Raw genomic sequence first — 18,472 nt, 5'->3', positions numbered from 1 at the left:
AAAATCTCGACGTCAAGATAAAATCATCATGGCTGACGCACCGGCATTTGCGCTGCGTATGCTGGCTTGAGCGGTGCAGATCAGAGGGGGCGGTCAATGCCGGCTTGGCAGGGGGCTGCGGTGCGGCTAGGTCTGAGAGGAACCGGAAACATACGCCAGGGAGGCCTAGCCCATGCAGATGAGTGACCAGAAGGAGATCGCCGCCGAGCCCGCAACCGTCTATGCGGCGCTGCTGACGCCGGAGGTGCTGAAGGCCTGTGTGCCCGGTGCGCAGGAGGTCACCGGCACGCCGGAGGAGGGGTTCGAGGCCACCGTCACCCAGAAGGTCGGCCCGGTCAAAGCCACCTTCAAAGGGCAGGTCGGCCTGTCGGATCTTGTAGAGAATGAAACGCTGACCATTTCCGGAGAAGGCAAAGGCGGTGCGGCCGGTTTTGCCAAAGGCGGGGCCGTGGTGACTCTGGCGCCGTCGGAGACCGGCACACTGTTGTCGTATGAAGTGGAAGCCAAGGTCGGTGGCAAGCTGGCGCAGCTTGGCAGCCGCATCATCGACGGCTTTGCCAAAAAAATGGCGGATCAGTTTTTTGCCAATCTGCAGGCGCACTTGGCGCCGCAAGAGGAGGCCGGTGAAGACGGTGAAGACGGTGAAGAGACCCCTGAAGAGGGCGAAAAGAAAGGCTGGTTCAGCAAGGTGACGGGCCGCGGCTGATCCCCTTATCAGCTCTGCGCAGGCGCACAGGCGCGTCTGCAAGGCGGGGGCTGGCAGAGGCGGCAGGCGCCCGTTAGTGTGGCCGGGATTTGAGAACATGCCGGAGGCACCATGGAGTCCATCCTGTCCATCCGCGACCTGCGCAAGGTTTATGACGGCGGTTTCGAGGCGCTGAAAGGCGTCTCGCTTGATATTGAAAAAGGTGAGATCCTGGCCCTGCTCGGCCCCAATGGTGCGGGTAAGACCACCCTGATTTCAACGATTTGCGGCATCACAACCGCGACTTCTGGCAGCGTCAGCGTCGGCGGTTTCGACAATGTGGCCGAGTTCCGCGCTGCGCGCTCGCTGATCGGGCTGGTGCCGCAGGAGATCACTCTTGAGCCTTTTGCCAAGGTGCATGACACCGTCAGTTTTTCGCGCGGACTGTTCGGGAAACCTGCTGATCCGGCGCGGATCGAGGACGTGCTGCGCAAGCTGTCGCTGTGGGAGAAACGGGACGCCAAGGTCATGGAGCTGTCCGGCGGCATGAAGCGCCGGGTGCTGATTGCCAAGGCGCTGGCGCATGATCCGCGCATCCTGTTCCTGGACGAACCTACCGCAGGCGTGGATGTGGAACTGCGCAAGGACATGTGGGCGATTGTGGGTGAGCTGAAGGCCGACGGCGTGACCATCATCCTGACCACCCACTACATCGAGGAAGCCGAAGCGATTGCTGACCGGGTAGGTGTGATCACCGGCGGTGAATTGCTGCTGGTCGAAGCGAAGGAACAGCTGATGGCCCGGATGGGGCAGAAGCAGCTGGAAGTGCAGCTGACCACGCCGGTTGACGTCATTCCCGAAGCACTGGCGCGGCATGAATTGCAGCTGGTGAATGGCGGCAGTGCGCTGCTGTACACCTATGACACAAGGGCCGAACGGACCGGCATCACCACGCTGTTGAATGACGTTGCGCAGGCCGGGCTGGTGCTGGCGGATGTGCAAACACGGGAATCCAGCCTGGAAGATATCTTTGTCGGGCTGGTTTCGGGTAACGGGGCTTCGGCCGGCGCAGTTCAGGGGGATGCAGCATGAACTGGACAGCGGTCGCAACCATCTACAAGGCGGAAATGGCGCGGTTCTGGCGCACCTTTCTGCAAAGTTTCATCTCGCCGGTACTGTCCACATCGCTGTATTTTGTGGTCTTCGGCAGCGCCATCGGCAGCCGGATCCAGGAGGTTGACGGGATCGATTACGGGGCCTTCATCGTGCCGGGGCTGATCATGCTGTCGGTGATCACCCAGAGCATCTCCAATGCGTCTTTCGGGATCTATTTCCCGAAATTCATCGGCAACATCTACGAAATCCTGTCGGCACCGATCACTTTTCTGGAAGTGGTTGCAGGGTTTGTCGGGGCGGCAGCAACCAAGTCGCTGTTTATCGGCGTGGTGATCCTGTGCACGGCGTCGTTGTTTGTGGATCTGTCCATCCAGCACCCAGTTGCCATGGTGGCGTTTCTGGTGCTGACCTGTCTCAGCTTCTCACTGATGGGGTTCATCATTGGTATCTGGGCCGGGAATTTCGAGCAGCTGCAGCTGGTGCCCTTGCTGGTGGTGACGCCGCTGGTGTTCCTGGGCGGCTCTTTCTATTCGATCTCGATGCTGCCGCCGGTCTGGCAGATCGTCACCCTGTTCAATCCGGTGGTCTATCTGGTATCGGGCTTCCGCTGGGCGTTTTTTGGTCAGGCGGATGTGCCGGTGCTGCTGAGCCTGTGTGCCATTGGCGGGTTTACCCTGGCCTGCATGGGCGTCATCTGGTGGATCTTCAAAACCGGCTGGCGGATTCGGGCCTGAAGGGGAGCTCCCGCCCGCTCCGGACACCTGCAGGGCGTCCTCCCCGGTTGGGCCTGGCACGCTTCGCGTGCCAAGGGGGCGCTTAGAAGCGGCGCAGAGTGCCGCGCCGCGCGCCAGCGCGGCGCCTGGCCCAACGGGAAGGCTGCAGCTGCAAGCTGCTGACCTGACGGGCGGGAGAGCCTTGGCTGGCGCCATAAGGCAGCGTTGCAATTTTGCCCGCGGCTGTGCGGTTTTTGCATTTCACGCCAATTCCCCGGGGCGCGCATCTTGTTTCACTCCGGGCGGCCCTCTACATCGGCGCCATGAGATTTCGCCTGCCTTTCCTGAAAAGACAGCCGCTGGTTGCAGTGGTGCGCCTCAATGGGGCCATCGGCATGCCGGGCCGCGGCTCCCTGAGCGACAGCGCCCTGGCGCCGGTGCTGGAGCGCGCCTTCCGCAAAGGCAAACCTGCTGCAGTGGCGCTGGAAATCAATTCGCCTGGCGGCTCGCCGGTGCAAAGCTCTCTGATCGGTGCCCGCATTCGCCGCCTAGCAGAAGAGCTGAACATTCCGGTCTACGCCTTTGTCGAGGACGTTGCGGCGTCAGGCGGCTACTGGCTGGCGGCCTCAGCAGATGAGATCTGGGCAGATGCCAGCTCGGTGCTGGGCTCGGTCGGGGTGATCTCCGCCGGCTTTGGCGCCCATGTGCTGCTGGCCCGCCAAGGCGTGGAGCGCCGTGTCTATACCGCCGGCGAGAGCAAATCCATGCTGGATCCCTTCCGCCCGGAAGATCCCGAGGATGTGCAGCGCCTGAAGGTGATCCTGAACGACATCCACGCCAATTTCATCGACCATGTCACAGACCGCCGCGGCTCCAAGCTGCACAGTGAGGAAAACCTGTTCACCGGCGAGATCTGGCTGGCCCGCAGAGCACTGGAGCTGGGATTGATTGACGGCATCGGCCACCTGAAACCCAAGATGCAGGAGCGTTTCGGCGAGAAGGTCCGCTTCCGCCGCTACGGGCTTAGGAAACCGCTGCTCAGCCGCATTGGCATGCAGGCCGCGCAGGATGCGCTGGCCGGGATCGAGGAGCGGGCGGAATACGCGCGTTTCGGCCTCTGACGTGCTGTTCAAAGTTGTCGCACTTTTTCTGGTGGTGATGGCGGTGCTTGCCATGTTCGGCAAGCTGCGCTTCCCAGGTCAGAAACAGATCAATTCCAGGCGTTGCCCCTCCTGCGGCCGCTTCCGGATCGGCAAAGGCCCCTGTGCCTGCAAAAAAGGAGATCGTGGCAAATGATGCCATGGCTTTATTCGGCTCTGGGCCTGGTGATCCTGCTGCTGGCAGGCGACGCGCTGGTGCGCGGGGCGGTGAACCTCAGCCTGCGGCTAGGGGTGCCTGCGCTGATTGTCAGCCTGACGATCGTGGCCTTTGGCACCTCGGCGCCGGAATTGCTGATTGCCATCAATGCGGTGCATGAGGGCGCCGATGGAATCGCGATGGGCAATGTGGTCGGGTCCAACACTGCCAACATACTGCTGGTGCTGGGTATTCCCGCGCTGATGCGGGCCTTGCACACCAGCGAATGCAACACCCGAAAAAACTATGTCTTCATGCTGACCGCCTCGGTCCTGTTCATCGGTCTTGCCTTTTGCGGCACCTTCACCGTCTGGTCCGGCCTGATCCTGCTGGCTGCGTTGACCGTGGTGCTGGGTGTGGCGTTTCGCGAAGTGCGCAATCACCGGCGCAATGGCAACAATTGCGTAGCAGACACGGACCTGGAAGAGATCGAGGAAGCCGATCCGGACATGCCCTATTGGCGCGTCTGCACCTATCTGCTGCTGGGTTTGATCGGCCTGCCGCTGGGTGCCGATCTGCTGGTGGACAATGCCAGCATCATTGCCCGCACCTACGGGATCAGCGAAACCGTGATCGGCCTGACCCTGGTGGCGATTGGCACCTCGCTGCCGGAACTGGCGACCACTGTCATGGCCGCAATGCGCCGGCAGGCCGATGTGGCGCTGGGCAATGTGATCGGGTCCAACATGTTCAATCTGCTGGCCATCATCGGCATCGCCACCTTTATCGGCCCGATCAGCGTGGACCCGGAATTCCTGCGGTTCGATCTTTGGGTGATGCTAGGCGCTTCGCTGCTGCTGATCCCTTTTGTCTTCTTGAAGCAGGACATCACCCGCATCTGGGGCGTGATTCTTACGGCGCTCTATCTGGCGTATATGGCCGTGCTGTTCTAACTCTTTCTCTGCAGTGGCAGCGGGGAGAAACTGATGCGGGCATTGGTGACTGGAGCGGGCAGGCGTTTGGGCCGGGCGATGGCGCTGGAACTGGCCGCGCGCGGGTACGACGTTGCCGTCCATTTTGTGTCCTCGGCGCGGGAGGCTGCGGATACAGCGCGGCAGATCCGTGCTCTGGGGCGGGTTGCGGTGGTGCTGCAGGCGGATCTTCTGGACGAAGAACAGACGCAGGACTTGCTGCCCCGCGCGGCTGAGGCCTTGGGCGGTCCGGTCACTTGCCTGGTCAACAATGCCTCGGTTTTTGAGCATGACACGCTGCCCACCGCCACGCGAAACAGCTGGGACCGGCATCTGGACAGCAACCTGCGGGCACCGTTTGTGCTGCTGCAGGCAATGGCCGCGCAGCAGGTGCCGCTGGTGCGGGATGCCGGCGGTGAGCCGCGCGCATGGGGACTGGCGGTCAACATGATCGATCAGCGGGTGCGCAAGCTGACGCCTGACTTCATGAGCTACACGCTGGCGAAGTCTGCGCTGTGGACGCTGACGCAGACAGCCGCGCAGGCACTGGCGCCGCAGATCCGGGTCAACGCCATCGGACCGGGGCCAACTTTGCAGGGGCCGCGGCAAAGCCAGGAGCAGTTTGCCCGCCAGCGCGCAGCTACCATCCTGCAGCGGGGTGCGGATGCCGAAGACATTACCGCGGCTCTGTCCTATTTGCTGCAGGCCAAGGCGGTTACGGGGCAGATGATCTGCGCCGATGGCGGCCAGCACCTGGCCTGGCAGACCCCGGACAGCGACGGGGTGGAGTGACGCAAACAGGGGCGAAAACGTCTGTTTCCCCAAAAGTTTTGCACTGGTTTAGGTGCCGTCACGGAAGCGTTACAAAAGTGCCTTTGTTTTCAAAACCTTGACAGGGGTGGTGAAAAGTTATCACTAAAAACAACGCTTTATCAAATCGCCTAATTTTTAAGCATTCATCCAAAACCACCAAATAATAAGGAAAAAGGCGGGATAGCCCAAAGATATCTCCGTAGTTATCCACAGCTTCGGTGGATTTCCCCGCACTTGATCCGGGCAGGCAAACATTGCAGCCAGCGGCGGGGAATCATATGTCTGGGCGCATGACTGACCTGCCCGCTGCCCCTCCCGCGGATTCGCCCGCCGAAACGCCAAGAACCGGCTATGCCGTGATCCAGGATTACCTCAAAACACTGGATGCTTCGCCCGGTGTTTACCGGATGCTGGATGCCGACAGCCGGGTGCTTTATGTGGGCAAGGCGCGCAATCTCAAGGCGCGGGTGTCGAACTACAGCCGCCCCGGCAACAGCCCGCGGATCGAGCGGATGATCGCGCTCACGGCTTCGATGATGTTCCTGACCACGCGGACGGAAACCGAGGCGCTGCTGCTGGAACAGAACCTGATCAAGCAGCTGAAGCCCAAGTACAATGTGCTTTTGCGCGACGATAAAAGCTTCCCGAATATTCTGGTCGCTAAGGATCACGCCTTTCCGCAGATCAAGAAGCACCGCGGTGCGCGAAAGCAGAAGGGCAGCTATTTCGGCCCCTTTGCCAGCGCAGGTGCTGTAAACCGGACGCTGAACCAACTACAGAAGGCATTCCTGCTGCGCAACTGTTCGGATTCGATGTTCGAGACCCGCACACGCCCCTGCCTGCAGTATCAGATCAAGCGCTGCACCGCGCCCTGTACCGGTCTTATCAGCGAAGAGGATTATGCCGGCAGCGTGCGCGACGCCGAGCGCTTTTTGTCGGGCCGGTCCACCAAGATCCAGGAGGAGCTGGCCGAGCAGATGATGGCGGCGTCCGAGGCGATGGAGTTTGAGCGTGCCGCTGCCCTGCGCGACCGAATCAAGGCGCTGACACAGGTGCAATCGTCCCAGGGCATCAACCCGCGCGGCGTGGCCGAGGCGGATGTGATCGGCCTGCATATGGATGGCGGCCAGGCCTGCGTGCAGGTCTTCTTCATCCGCGCCAATCAGAACTGGGGCAATCAGGATTTCTACCCGCGGGTGGATGCCGACAACAGCCCGGCAGAGGTCATGGAGGCCTTCCTGGGTCAGTTCTACAGCAACAAGGAACCGCCGCGGCAGCTGATCTTGTCGGATGCGATTGAAAACGCCGATCTGATGGAGGCGGCGCTGAGCGAGAAGGCAGAGCGCAAGGTCGAACTGCTGGTGCCCCAGCGCGGCGAAAAGACTGAGCTGGTGGCTTTTGCCGTGCGCAACGCCCGCGAAAGCCTGGCCCGCCGTATGGCCGAAAGCGCAACCCAGGCCAAGCTGCTGCGCGGGCTGGCCGAGGCATTTGGCCTTGAAGGCCCACCGCAGCGGATTGAGGTCTACGACAACTCTCACATCCAGGGCACCAATGCAGTGGGGGGCATGATCGTGATGGGGCCGGAAGGGTTCCTGAAAAACGCCTACCGCAAGTTCAACATCAAGGGTGATGATCTGGTGCCTGGCGATGACTTCGGCATGATGAAGGAGGTGCTGAACCGGCGTTTTTCGCGCCTGTTGAAAGAGGACCCGGATCGGGACAAGGGCCTGTGGCCGGATCTGCTACTGATCGACGGCGGTGCGGGGCAGGTTTCCGCCGTGGCAGAAATCATGGCGGAACATGGCGTGCAGGACATCCCTATGGTGGGGGTGGCCAAAGGCGTCGACCGCGACCACGGCAAGGAGGAATTCCACCGCACCGGCGAACGGGCCTTTGCCCTGCAGCGCAACGATCCGGTGCTTTATTTTATCCAGCGGATGCGCGACGAGGCGCACAGGTTCGCAATCGGCACCCACCGCGCCAAACGCGCCAAAGCGATGAGCGCGACACCGCTGGACGAGGTGCCGGGGGTAGGCGCCTCCCGCAAGCGTGCGCTGCTGGCGCATTTTGGCAGTGCCAAGGCGGTGAGCCGTGCCAATCTGGCCGACCTCAGGGCGGTGGATGGGATATCCGAGGCCTTGGCCGAACGGATCTACGACCACTTCCACGCGCAGGGGTAGGGACGGCGTCTTGGGGCTGGCGGGTTTCGTGCTAGATCTGCAGAGCAGCCGTTTTACTGCCCGGAGGAATTATGCCTGTATCCCTGACCATGAAATCTGTTGTTTACGACACCTATTCCGTATCCGGCAAAACCCTGCCTGACATAGCCAAGAGCATCAAAAGCAAGGGGCCGAAGGATCCAAACGACAATAAGAAGGTGGCGTTTCTGACCACCACCGAGCTGGAATGCCTGACCGCCAAAGGCAAATACGCGGCTGACGGCAAGCCCAAGATCGAAAAGAAAACCGGCTGGTTTGAAGTGAAGGCCAAAGTCTCGGCGCTGAAGCTGGTCCTGCACCCGACGGTGCGCTGCCCGAAACGGTCCGTCAGCGGGTTGTCGCCGCGGGCGCTGATTGAATGGTACCGGTTCTATGCGTGCTGTCTGGTTCATGAGGCGCAGCATGTGGATAAGGCCAAGAAAGAATGCGAGAAAATCGCTAAGGAGCTGAATAAGCTGAAGGGAACCGGGCTGGCAGATACCGAGGCGGAGGCGCTGAAACTGGCCAAGGAAGATCTGATGCGGGAGATCAACAACCATATCTTTATCGACCGGGACCGGTTGAACGAGGTGCACCGGAAGTTTGACCATTCCACCCATCACGGCGAAGCCAAGGGCGCATTGCTGGACACGTCCATAGGATGAGCGGAACATGGCGCGCGTGCGTCTGGGGGCAGGTGCTGACGGGTGCTGCGCCCTCTCCTGAACCGCCCATCGCCGAATTTTGATCAAGGCCGCTTTCCTCTTGCGAAACAGCCGGATAATGTGCCCGTCATGAAGTGGACCCTGCCGAATATCCTCACCCTGATGCGGCTCGTCGCAGCGCCTGGCTTGGCTGTGATGTTTCTGTATTTTTCCCGTCCTTATGCGGACTGGTTTGCCCTGCTGCTGTTTGTCACGGCGGCGGTGACCGACTGGTTTGACGGCTATCTGGCACGGGCTTGGAAGCAGGAAACCAAGATGGGCGCGATGCTGGACCCGATCGCCGACAAGGCGATGGTGGTGATCGCGCTGATGATCCTGGTGGGCTATGCTGCCGAACATTGGACGCCCTGGCTGGTGCTGCCCGCCACGGTGATCCTGTTCCGCGAGGTGTTTGTCTCGGGCTTGCGCGAATATCTGGGCGACACGGCCGGCACGCTGAAAGTGACCAAGCTGGCCAAGTGGAAGACTACCGCACAGATGATCGCAATTGCTACGCTGTTTTCGCAGGGGATATTTGAACATTACCTGGTGATGTCATCGTTCGGCATGGATGATCAGATCTACTCCCAGATCATCGCCGGCGAGATGGAAGATCTGTTCGGGCTGCGCTGGAAGGAGGCAGGTGTGATCTGGACCGGGCGTCTGGGCTTGTGGCTCCTGTGGATTGCTGCAGCGCTCACCCTGATGACTGGCGCTGATTACCTGCGCAAGGCGCTGCCGCATCTGAAGGAGGCCCATTGATGGACATTCTCTATTTCGCCTGGGTGCGCGAACGCATCGGCCTGCCGCGCGAGCGGTTGGAGACTTCGGCAGCCACCGTAGCGGACCTGGTTGAGGAGCTGCGCGCACGCGAAGACCGCTATGCGGCTGCCTTTGCCGATCTCTCGGCCTTGCGGGTGGCGCTGGACCAGGAGCTGTCTGAGTTCGATGCACCGCTGGAAGGGGTGCGCGAAGTTGCCTTTTTCCCGCCGATGACGGGGGGCTGAAGCTGTGCGGATCTCGGTTCAGGATACCCCGTTTGAACTGGGTGCCGAAAGCGACGCCTTTGCGGCCGGCGTCGAGGGCGCCGGCGCCGTGGTGACATTTACCGGCGTGGTGCGGGATGCCGATCAGGGCGGGCTTAAGGCGATGGAGATCGAACATTATCCAGGCATGACCAAAAAGGCGCTGACCGCCATCGCGGAAGAGGCAATAAAACGCTGGTCGCTGGCGGATGCACTGATCATCCATCGCCATGGCCGCCTTGAACCTGGCGAGCGCATCATGATGGTTGCAACCGCCGCCCGCCACCGCAAGGATGCGTTTGAGGCGGCGGAATATCTGATGGACTATCTGAAGTCCCGCGCTCCGTTCTGGAAAAAGGAAATCCTGGCCAGCGGCGATTCTGATTGGGTGGCGGCCAAAGATGCCGACGAGGATGCCCTCAAACGCTGGTGATCCGAGAGCCTGGGCGGGGGCGGCTCCCGCCAGGTGTTCAATCATCGGGAGATGATTTCCGCCTGTTGGGCCGGCACCGCGCGATGCGCGGTGCAGCCCGGTTGCAAACGGTGGCAGGTTAAAGAGGCTGCAGGCCCCGCGAAGCGGCGTGTATTCGGCGCGCTTTACTTCACTTAGAGTCAGGTCTTCTCAGCATAAAGACAACCGCCGTGCGCCGGCACGGCGCCACGCCCAAGGCTGTTCAGGCTGTGCTGGCGCAGCCAGCGCGGTCTGCAGGCGCGGGAGCGCCCCGTCTTTCGCGGCGATCAGTGGGGGATCTGACTGCGCAGTTCCTCGGCTTCTCTGCGGGCTTCGCGTAAACCATCCATCGCAGCCCGCAGTTCGGCCTCGGTCTGGGTCAGCTGGTTGGTCAGCTCTGCCTCGCGCTGCTGCAAATAGGTGATCGCCTGATCGCGGGTTTCTTCCGCCTCATGCAGCTCCTGGCTCATCCGGTCGAGGTCGGCCACATCGCTTTGCCGCACCCGGGTGAAGCGGTGCACCAGCCAATTGGCGAACCAGCCCAGGGCAAAGGCCGCGAACAGGATGATCGCGGTCGTGATGATGAACTCTGTCCTGTTCATTACTCTGTGGTCTCCTGTGCGTCTTCTGCGCTTTCGGCGGCCTCTTCGCCGCTGCCCGTATCGGCGGCGTCTTCTGCGGCCGCAGGGCGGATCAATTTGAATTCAATACGGCGGTTGGATTCGCGGCCGTCTTCCGTTGCGTTGTCGGCAATCGGCTCGCTTTCGCCATAGCCCTTGGCGGCAAAAGTGGAGGTGACCACCCGGCGCGCCCGCAGCTCGTTCAGCACCGACTGGGCCCGTGCTTGGCTCAGGTTGTGGTTCATCGCCTCGCGGCCCTGGCTGTCGGTATGGCCTTGGATTTCCAGCCGCACCGGGCCGCAGCGCCCCAGCACTTCGGCGATCCGGTCCATGGTTCCAGTGCTTTGTGCCGCTATCGTGGCCGAGCCGGGTTCAAAGGCTATCTTGGCTTCGCCTTGGGCGCTGGCAAGCTGCGCCTCGCACAGTTCCGGCGGCAGCGGTTTATCCTTGGGTTCGGGCGGCTTTTCATATGTGATGTCGAGGCCGTAGGTGTCGGCCTCGCCCAGTTTGGCCGACAGGAACCGGGCAATCTCAGCCGGGGCGTCCTTGCGGTAGCTCATACCGCGCAGTTCCAGATTGCCAGGCGTTACAGTGACCGCGCCGCGTTGCAGATAAGAAAGCGCTTCCAGTGCGGCCAGCACCCGCACCGGCCAATCGTCAGGCAGGTCGGCGACAACACGGGCTGCTGTGTGCACGTTGTCCGACCCGAACCGCGCCTTGGCATAACTGTCGGCCACCGTGCGCTGCGCGGCATCGGTGAGGCGCCCGCGCAGTTGCACCTGGCCTTCAGGGCTGAGGGTCGCAGTGAATTCAGGGATGCCGCCGGCGTCCCGGGTTTCCGGCACAGGCAGGACCGCGTGCAGCGCAAAGACCCGGGGCAGGGCGTTTTCCAGCTCGCCGGCCACATGGTCGAACAACGCGCTTTCGGTGCCTTCTGCGGCGACCAGGGTGATATCCGCATTGGCAATGGTCACTGCTCCGCCGCCAAGTTCGGCCAGGCCTGCAATGCTCAGTTCCGCTGCGCGGGCCCAGTTGGGGGAGGGCACACCCATGCCAATCACGCAATCCGCCTCATCCTGCAGCCCGGCCTTGCGGGCAGCGGCCAGAATGCGGTTGCGGCTTTCCTGGCTTTCGGCGGAGCAGGCATCGAATTCTGCGCCGTCCGGACCCAGCAGGAAACGCAGGGTGAAGGGGGTAATCACCGGGCGCGGCGCCGCGATATCGAGCGCCAGCCGCATGCCCGGCGGTGCGGTGCGGCCAAGCTGTTCCTCCAGCTGCGCCTTGGCGTCTACGCTGTCGGAAATGGCGGTGACTGAGACGTCCCCGGCCGCCACCGAGATTTTGGCGCGCGGCAGCAGCTTCAGGGCTTCCACCGCAAACAGCATAGACTCCTGCCAGCCGTCAGGGATCGTGTACTTCGCTGTTTCCAGCAGATCGGCCACGTTCTCAGGGCCTGCCAGCGTCTCAAGCTCCTTGACCAGCGCAGTGCGGCCGGAGCCTGCGGGGATCAGCCCGATAATCGAGATGCCGCTGTCATTGCGCAGAATTTCGGCAGAGAACCGCGGCGGTGCCAGGCCATCGGCGGGCGGCACCTCGATGCCGTCGAGGATCCGCGCCGCATCGACAACCGTGCCGACCAGTGATTTGACCGAGAACCGCGTTGCCTCATCCGGAGCGGTGCCTTCCAGCAGCACCTGCAGACCGTCGGCAGTCACCTCAGCCCAGGTGTAACCGCCGTCATCCAGCGCCCGGCGCACAGCCGTTTCCGTGCTCCGTTCTACAGCGGTGACGGCAAATCCGGCGGCAACAAGGCTCAGCCCGGCAGCAGCGGCAAAGGCCAGACCCGGGATCAACAGCTTAGACAGGCGCATATGGCAGAACATTCCCAGTTTGCGTTACAGGCTCTTACCGCGGCAGCGGCGCCGGTTCAATCATGCGAACATGGCCAGCACAAAGAAGATCAGCGGAATCAGGCCGGTATCGCGGTTGAGACGGAACAACTGCAAGAGCCTTGGCGCGTTTTCCGCGTCAAAGGCGCGCAGCTGCCAGGTCAGGTGCCAGCCCATCGCCCAAGGCGCGGCCAGCGCCAGCACCAAGGCCAGCACCGAGGCGCTGTCCTGCACCGCCAGGATCACCGCCAGCGCCATCAGGCTGACAAAGGCCACGATGAAGCGGCGCAGCCACATAGGCGTTTGCGTGCCGAACAGCCGGGCTGTGGATTTCACCCCGATCAGCGCATCGTCCTCAGTGTCCTGATGGGCATAGATTGTGTCATAAAACAGCGTCCAGGCGATGCCTGCCAGATATAGCAGAACCGGCGGCCAGCCGAGAGAACCGGTATGCGCCACCCAAGCCAGCATGGCGCCCCAGTTGAAGGCGAGCCCCAGGAACACTTGCGGCCACCAGGTGAACCGCTTGGCAAAGGGATAGACCGCAACCGGCAAGAGCGACAGGATACCCATGGCAACAGCCGCCTGGTTAAATGTCAAAAGGATCGCAAGGCCTGCCAAGCATTGCAGCCCCATCCAGGCCAGCGCGCGCTTGACGGTGACCTGCCCCGATGGGATCGGGCGCGAGCGGGTGCGCTCTACCTGGCCGTCAAAGTTGCGGTCGGTGATGTCATTCCAGGTGCAGCCCGCGCCGCGCATCAGCCAGGCGCCGCCGGCACATCCCGCAGCGATCCACAGGTCCTGCCAGCGCGGGCCCTGATCCGACAGGATTGCCAGCGCCAGCCCCCACCAGCAGGGGATCAGCAGCAGCCAGGTGCCGATCGGACGGTCGGCACGGGACAGCCGCAAATATGGCCGCGTCCACTCCGGCGCATATGTGTCGACCCAGTTTCCCCGGACCGCATCCGCGACCTGACCCTCTGGCGCTGGCTTCTGGCCTTGCATATGTAGGACCCCATGAGTGCAAAAATCAGACTGTATGTAGAGCACCCTTTGGGGGCAGGGCAATCGGTTCCCTTGGATCGTGATCAGGCGCATTACCTGTTCGGGGTGATGCGGCTGTCTGTTGGCGCCCATGTGGCGCTGTTCAACGGTCTGGATGGCGAGTGGCTGGCTGAGGTTGCCGAGGCCGGCAAACGCGGTGGCATGCTGCTGTGCCAAGAGCAGACCAAACCTCTGCAAATGCCGCCGGACCTGTGGCTGATGTTTGCGCCGATCAAGAAGGCGCGCACCGATTTCATTGTTGAGAAGGCCGCCGAGATGGGCGCCGCCCGTATCCTGCCGGTGCAGACCGACTTCACCAATTCCGAGCGCATCCGCCAGGACCGGTTGCAGGCCCATGCGGTTGAGGCAGCGGAGCAATGCGGCGGCACCTATGTGCCTGAAGTGGCGGATCTTCAGAAACTCTCGCGCCTCTTGGACCAATGGCCGCAAGAGCGGCAGCTGATGTTCTGCGACGAGGCTGAGGTCGGCAATGCGCTTCAACTGGCAGCGGAGACGCAGAAAGGCGCGCCCTGGGCCATCCTGATCGGCCCCGAGGGCGGATTCTCGGATGCCGAGCGCAAGCGCCTGCACAATCACCCGCAGTCTCATGTCGTCAGCCTTGGGCCCCGCATCCTGCGGGCGGACACGGCGGCAGTGGCGGCGATGACGCTGTGGCAGCAGGTGCTGGGGGATTGGTGATGGGCAAACCGCGCCGCGAATTGCATCTGTTTTTTGCCGCAGAGAACTTTTCAGCCGTAATCCTTTACCGGGCAAGCGGCAGCCTGCACCGGTTGGTTTCCTGGGATGCAAATGGCCACAAGATTGTGCCTGGGCAGTGGGTGAAGACGAGAGTGTAAGGATTTGATTGTGCGTTATCGCCAGATGGCGAATATTTCATTTACAGCGCAATGCAAAAAGGCACACCGCATCTATACTCTGCCGTTAGCCGCCCTCCATATTTCACAGCGTTGGAGTTTTTCCCTGAGCTAACCGCGTACGGCACAGGGGGATACTTTCTCGACAAGCGAGTGGTGACTTTCAAGCATATTGTCGATGATCGCGATGAAATTGTGCTTGAAAGTGGACTGGTCTTGAACCGGAAATTCCAAAATTTGGCGCATGCATACCGCCCGCGAGGAATTGGTTTGACCAGTTGCGAGCGGGGCGAACTCGCCCGAACTATCGAAATGAAACGCGGGAAACTTCCTAAGTTGATGCAGCAGTACGAATGCGAAGGCGGCAATCAGCCTGCCGGCCATTGCATCCGCCGCTTCGGCGCCACAAGTAAGAGGTGCACGGCGGGCCAGTTCGCTTGCCAAACGTATTTATGAGGCGAAACACATGAGTTTCATCCGCCCCGAAGCCCGGGCCACGATCTGGCAATGGCGTGAAGTCCTTGCCGCGGCATTGATGTTTCTGCTGGGGTTGAAATGGGCATTCTCCGAAGCTGGTTTCACCGCTATCACCGGCTGGGCCTTTGTGGCCACCGGTCTGGTGACGGCTGTTATCGGTGCCCAGCGGATGCGGTTCCGCCGCGGTCCGGGCGGTCCTGGCGTGGTGCAGGTGGACGAAGGGCAGATCGCCTATTTCGGGCCGCTCACCGGCGGCGCGGTGGCCGCGTCCGAACTGGAACGGCTGGCGCTGGATCAATCCTCCAAACCGCCGCATTGGCTGCTGGAGCAGCCCGGCCAGCCGCCGCTGGCAATCCCGGTGAATGCCGAAGGATACGAGGCGCTGTTCGACGTCTTCGCCGCGCTGCCGGGCCTTAAAACCGAGCGGATGCTGACGGAATTGCGTCGCCGCGGCCCTCACCAGGTCGTGATATGGGAACGCTCTTCCAGCCGGCCGGAACATCAGCGCCTGCATTGACACCGGCGGTGATTCCGCCCACGACTGACCCTTCATGACAGACCTAACAGGACGGAGTGCCAGGCATGTCCATTCCCCAGTCCGGCGGCGGACCGATCGAACGTCACGAACAGCTTGCAGAATATCTTGCCGACGGCTGCAAACCCAAGGAAGACTGGCGCATCGGCACCGAGCATGAGAAGTTCGGCTTCTGCAAAGATACGCTGAAGCCGCTGCCTTATGAGGGCGAACGCTCGATCCTTGCGGTGCTGACCGGCCTGCGCGACGGCCACGGCTGGGCGCCTTTGACCGAAGGCGATAACCTCATCGGGTTGACCAAGGACGGCGCCAATATCTCGCTCGAGCCGGGCGGCCAGCTGGAGCTTTCCGGCGCGCCCTTGGAAACCATCCACGAGACCTGCGACGAGGTGAACGCCCACCTGCGCGACGTGAAGGACATCGCCGACAAGATCGGCGTCGGCTTCATCGGCCTGGGTGCCGCCCCTGTGTGGCGCCATGAAGACATGCCGCTGATGCCCAAGGGCCGTTACAAGCTGATGGACGGCTATATGCAAAAGGTCGGCACCATGGGCACCACCATGATGCGCCGCACCTGCACCGTGCAGGTGAACCTCGATTTTGAATCCGAGGCTGACATGGTGCAGAAGATGCGTGTCGCACTTGCGCTGCAGCCGGTGGCAACCGCGCTGTTTGCCAATTCACCGTTCCTGGACGGCAAGCCCAACGGCCACAAGTCCTGGCGTGCCCGCGTCTGGCGCGATCTGGACGCCGACCGCACCGGCATGCTGCCGTTTGTGTTTGACAAAGGCTTCGGGTTCGAGGCCTGGGTGCAATATGCGCTTGATGTGCCGATGTACTTTGTGTTCCGCAACGGCGAATACGTGAATGCGCTGGGCATGTCTTTCCGCGACTTCCTGAAGGGCGAGCTGCCGGCGCTGCCCGGCGAAACGCCGACGCTCAGCGACTGGGCGGACCACCTCACCACCGTTTTCCCCGAGGCCCGGGTGAAGAAATTCATCGAAATGCGCGGCGCCGATGGCGGCCCGTGGCGGCGTCTGTGTGCTCTGCCGGCGTTCTGGGTCGGTCTGACCTACGATCAATCGGCGCTGGACGCTGCCTGGGACCTGGTCAAGGGCTGGGATGCGGAAACCCGTGATGCGTTGCGGGTTGCGGCCTCGGAACAGGGACTGCAAGCAAAAGTGGGCGGTATCAGCATGCATGAGCTGGCGCGCGAAGTGGTGGCGATTTCGGAAAGCGGCCTGAAAGCCCGGCAAAAGCCGGGCGCGGGCGGGCTGGTGCCGGATGAAACCCATTTCCTGAACGCACTGAAGGACAGCCTGGACAGCGGCAAAGTACCGGCGGACGAATTGCTGGCACGCTTCAATGGTGCCTGGGAGGGCGACCTCAACCGTATCTATGGCGAGTTTGCTTATTGATCCGCAAAGGCGGCCCCGGCGGGCCGCCTATACTTTCGATACATTGTCTCTAGGCAACAAACTGCACCAGAATGATCCTTGGGGATAGTTTCGGGGACTTCATGCTGGGGATCACAACCAACAGCCAGAAATGGTATTTTGTTGCCTGCGTGACTTTTGTTTCCCTGGCTGTGTCTTGGGTCGTAACCGGTTTGACCGCGCCCGATGGGCTGAGCCGCGCGGCCTTGGTGCCGTCGACGCTGGCGCCGCTGCTTATTGCTCCCGTTGCGTCATACTGGGCGGCGTGCCGTCTGCTTGAAATCCACATGCTGAATGAAAAGCTGCTGAACCTGGCGGCGCATGACCAGATGACGTCATTGTACAGCCGTGACCACTTCTTCCGGCTGATCGCGGGGCTGGGCCGTGATTTCCAGGGCAGCTTTCTGCTGGCGGACATCGACCGGTTCAAACTGATCAATGACACGCATGGGCATCAGGCCGGCGACGAGGTTATCCGGTTTGTGGCGGGTGTTTTGAAGACGGGCGTCCAGCCCGGTGGTATCGCTGCGCGCTTTGGCGGCGAGGAGTTCGTCGCATGCTTGCCGGATGTGTCTCTGAAGGCCGCAATGCAAAAAGCCGAAGAGATCCGTCTGGTTGTCGGAGAGAAAGCCCTGCCCGTCGGCACGGAGAGCCTGCTGTGTTCGATTTCGATCGGGATCGGCTATCAGGACGGCAGCCGGACGGTTGAAGCAGTGCTGCGCGAGGCGGATGAAGCGCTTTACGCAGCCAAGAACAGCGGCCGCAACCAGGTAAAGTCAATGGGCGGGATCTAACGGCCCGTAGGGTCCAGCCAGGGCACGACGGCCACGCGGCTGGCGGCGTAACCGGGCACTTGGGTGTCCAGCCGTGCGGCCAGTTCCGGCAGGCGGCTGACGGGCACTTGCGGATACAGGTGGTGTTCCCGGTGGAACAGCATCAGATAGGCGGCCTTGGCCAGCCCGCCGCGCTGGCTGCGCGCCGCCAGGCCCGAGTTTCCGGTGCCTTGATGGGTGATCCACACCGCAAAAAATGCGGTCATGCATTGGGCCGCGCCCATTGCGGCCAGATGCAGCAGCAGAAACTGCTGGCCGCTCCACAGGATCAGCCCGGCCAGCATCGCAACGCAGATCCCGTCCCGCAGTGTCCGCCGCCGCCATTTGGCGCCGCCCTGCGCCCAGCAGGCGTTGATCAGATCAAACGGAAAGCGCGGCCCGTAGCGCAGCACCTGGCCCGCGCTCATATGCCCGCAGTGCCCCTCGATATCGCCGGGGCCCATCGCGTGGCGGTGATGCTGCATATGGCTCCAGGCGACCGAGCAGTTGCAGCCGCACATCAGCGCGCTGAGGCTGTGCAGCACTGCAATGTCGCATCGGCGCGGCAGGCCCAGATTGCCGTGGATCGCCTCATGGTTCAGCCGCAGCGCGCAGAGGAAGAACATGAAACTGGCCCCGGCACCCAATGGCCAAAAAGCAGAGGCATAGAGCACCCAGGACAGCCCTAGCCAGGGCAGGGGCAGGGTCAGCTCCCCCCAGCGCTGACGGCGGGTGACCGGCAGCAGATCCTGCCAGATAACATTGCGCGGGGCCGGTTCGCGGGAAACAGGCGGGCACATGGCGGTATCCTT

20 protein-coding genes are annotated in these 18,472 nt (G+C 62.1%); 15 read left to right on the top strand and 5 right to left on the bottom strand.

Going from position 1 to position 18,472, the window contains the following annotated elements:
- The first annotated feature begins 172 nt into the window (after nt 1–172).
- The 11 genes from A2I95_RS12790 (at nt 173) to A2I95_RS12740 (ending at nt 9,954) form a co-directional block, all read left to right on the top strand.
- On the top strand, nt 173–706 hold the full coding sequence (locus tag A2I95_RS12790; protein ID WP_291730141.1) for a CoxG family protein: 534 nt from the start codon (nt 173–175) through the stop codon (nt 704–706).
- 111 nt (nt 707–817) lie between these two features.
- Nucleotides 818–1,777 (top strand): ABC transporter ATP-binding protein, encoded by a 960-nt coding sequence (locus A2I95_RS12785; protein WP_291730140.1) that lies wholly within the window; start codon nt 818–820, stop codon nt 1,775–1,777.
- Entirely contained in the window at nt 1,774–2,535 is a 762-nt protein-coding gene (locus A2I95_RS12780; protein WP_291730139.1) for an ABC transporter permease, read from the top strand. The genes A2I95_RS12785 and A2I95_RS12780 overlap by 4 nt, the downstream gene beginning before the upstream one ends.
- Nucleotides 2,536–2,837: 302 nt before the next feature.
- Nucleotides 2,838–3,635, top strand: coding sequence for a S49 family peptidase (locus A2I95_RS12775; protein WP_291730137.1), 798 nt, complete (start codon nt 2,838–2,840; stop codon nt 3,633–3,635).
- Between the two features lie 171 nt (nt 3,636–3,806).
- Nucleotides 3,807–4,763 carry a calcium/sodium antiporter gene (locus tag A2I95_RS12770; RefSeq protein ID WP_291730136.1) on the top strand — a complete coding sequence of 319 codons (957 nt, stop codon included), beginning with the start codon at nt 3,807–3,809 and terminating at the stop codon, nt 4,761–4,763.
- A 33-nt stretch (nt 4,764–4,796) separates the two neighbouring features.
- Nucleotides 4,797–5,573 (top strand): SDR family oxidoreductase, encoded by a 777-nt coding sequence (locus tag A2I95_RS12765; protein ID WP_291730135.1) that lies wholly within the window; start codon nt 4,797–4,799, stop codon nt 5,571–5,573.
- 311 nt (nt 5,574–5,884) lie between these two features.
- Nucleotides 5,885–7,774: an excinuclease ABC subunit UvrC gene (gene uvrC, locus A2I95_RS12760; protein ID WP_291730134.1), complete on the top strand. Its 1,890-nt coding sequence runs from the start codon at nt 5,885–5,887 to the stop codon at nt 7,772–7,774.
- A gap of 71 nt (nt 7,775–7,845) precedes the next feature.
- Nucleotides 7,846–8,457 carry a DUF922 domain-containing protein gene (locus A2I95_RS12755; RefSeq protein WP_291730133.1) on the top strand — a complete coding sequence of 204 codons (612 nt, stop codon included), beginning with the start codon at nt 7,846–7,848 and terminating at the stop codon, nt 8,455–8,457.
- 129 nt (nt 8,458–8,586) lie between these two features.
- A complete protein-coding gene (gene pgsA, locus A2I95_RS12750) occupies nt 8,587–9,258 on the top strand; it encodes a CDP-diacylglycerol--glycerol-3-phosphate 3-phosphatidyltransferase (RefSeq protein ID WP_027256485.1) in 672 nt (223 codons plus the stop codon).
- Nucleotides 9,258–9,503, top strand: a complete 246-nt coding sequence (gene moaD / locus A2I95_RS12745; protein ID WP_291730131.1) for a molybdopterin converting factor subunit 1 — start codon at nt 9,258–9,260, stop codon at nt 9,501–9,503. The genes pgsA and moaD overlap by 1 nt, the downstream gene beginning before the upstream one ends.
- 4 nt (nt 9,504–9,507) lie before the next feature.
- Nucleotides 9,508–9,954, top strand: a complete 447-nt coding sequence (locus A2I95_RS12740; RefSeq protein WP_291730129.1) for a molybdenum cofactor biosynthesis protein MoaE — start codon at nt 9,508–9,510, stop codon at nt 9,952–9,954.
- Between the two features lie 305 nt (nt 9,955–10,259).
- On the opposite strand, the gene A2I95_RS12735 is transcribed toward A2I95_RS12740, so the two are convergent.
- The 3 genes from A2I95_RS12735 to ubiA are packed head-to-tail and all read right to left on the bottom strand — an operon-like array spanning nt 10,260 to nt 13,486.
- On the bottom strand, nt 10,260–10,574 hold the full coding sequence (locus A2I95_RS12735; protein ID WP_291730128.1) for a hypothetical protein: 315 nt from the start codon (nt 10,572–10,574) through the stop codon (nt 10,260–10,262).
- The gene (locus A2I95_RS12730; RefSeq protein ID WP_291730127.1) at nt 10,574–12,463 is read right to left on the bottom strand and encodes an OmpA family protein; all 1,890 of its coding nucleotides are present in this window, start codon (nt 12,461–12,463) and stop codon (nt 10,574–10,576) included. Before A2I95_RS12730 ends, A2I95_RS12735 begins: the two co-directional genes overlap by 1 nt.
- A gap of 60 nt (nt 12,464–12,523) precedes the next feature.
- A complete protein-coding gene (ubiA, locus tag A2I95_RS12725) occupies nt 12,524–13,486 on the bottom strand; it encodes a 4-hydroxybenzoate octaprenyltransferase (RefSeq protein WP_291730126.1) in 963 nt (320 codons plus the stop codon).
- A 12-nt stretch (nt 13,487–13,498) separates the two neighbouring features.
- Between ubiA and A2I95_RS12720 the strand changes: the two genes are divergently transcribed.
- Nucleotides 13,499–14,224 carry a 16S rRNA (uracil(1498)-N(3))-methyltransferase gene (locus A2I95_RS12720; RefSeq protein ID WP_291730125.1) on the top strand — a complete coding sequence of 242 codons (726 nt, stop codon included), beginning with the start codon at nt 13,499–13,501 and terminating at the stop codon, nt 14,222–14,224.
- Nucleotides 14,225–14,511: 287 nt separating this feature from the next.
- On the opposite strand, the gene A2I95_RS12715 is transcribed toward A2I95_RS12720, so the two are convergent.
- Nucleotides 14,512–14,844: a hypothetical protein gene (locus A2I95_RS12715; protein WP_291730124.1), complete on the bottom strand. Its 333-nt coding sequence runs from the start codon at nt 14,842–14,844 to the stop codon at nt 14,512–14,514.
- A gap of 22 nt (nt 14,845–14,866) precedes the next feature.
- On the opposite strand from A2I95_RS12715, the gene A2I95_RS12710 reads away from it, so the two are divergent.
- The 3 genes from A2I95_RS12710 (at nt 14,867) to A2I95_RS12700 (ending at nt 17,642) form a co-directional block, all read left to right on the top strand.
- Entirely contained in the window at nt 14,867–15,394 is a 528-nt protein-coding gene (locus A2I95_RS12710; protein WP_291730123.1) for a hypothetical protein, read from the top strand.
- 65 nt (nt 15,395–15,459) lie between these two features.
- The gene (locus tag A2I95_RS12705) at nt 15,460–16,830 is read left to right on the top strand and encodes a glutamate--cysteine ligase (protein ID WP_291730122.1); all 1,371 of its coding nucleotides are present in this window, start codon (nt 15,460–15,462) and stop codon (nt 16,828–16,830) included.
- 101 nt (nt 16,831–16,931) lie between these two features.
- Complete coding sequence (locus A2I95_RS12700) at nt 16,932–17,642, top strand: GGDEF domain-containing protein (protein WP_291730121.1); 711 nt, start codon at nt 16,932–16,934, stop codon at nt 17,640–17,642.
- Here the strand turns inward: A2I95_RS12700 and A2I95_RS12695 are convergent.
- On the bottom strand, nt 17,639–18,460 hold the full coding sequence (locus A2I95_RS12695) for a fatty acid desaturase (RefSeq protein WP_291730120.1): 822 nt from the start codon (nt 18,458–18,460) through the stop codon (nt 17,639–17,641). The two genes, A2I95_RS12700 and A2I95_RS12695, sit on opposite strands and share 4 nt — an antisense overlap.
- Nucleotides 18,461–18,472 lie beyond the last annotated feature (12 nt).

Source organism: Leisingera sp. F5, from assembly GCF_001593695.1.
This window is presented reverse-complemented; position numbering and strand designations above follow the sequence as displayed.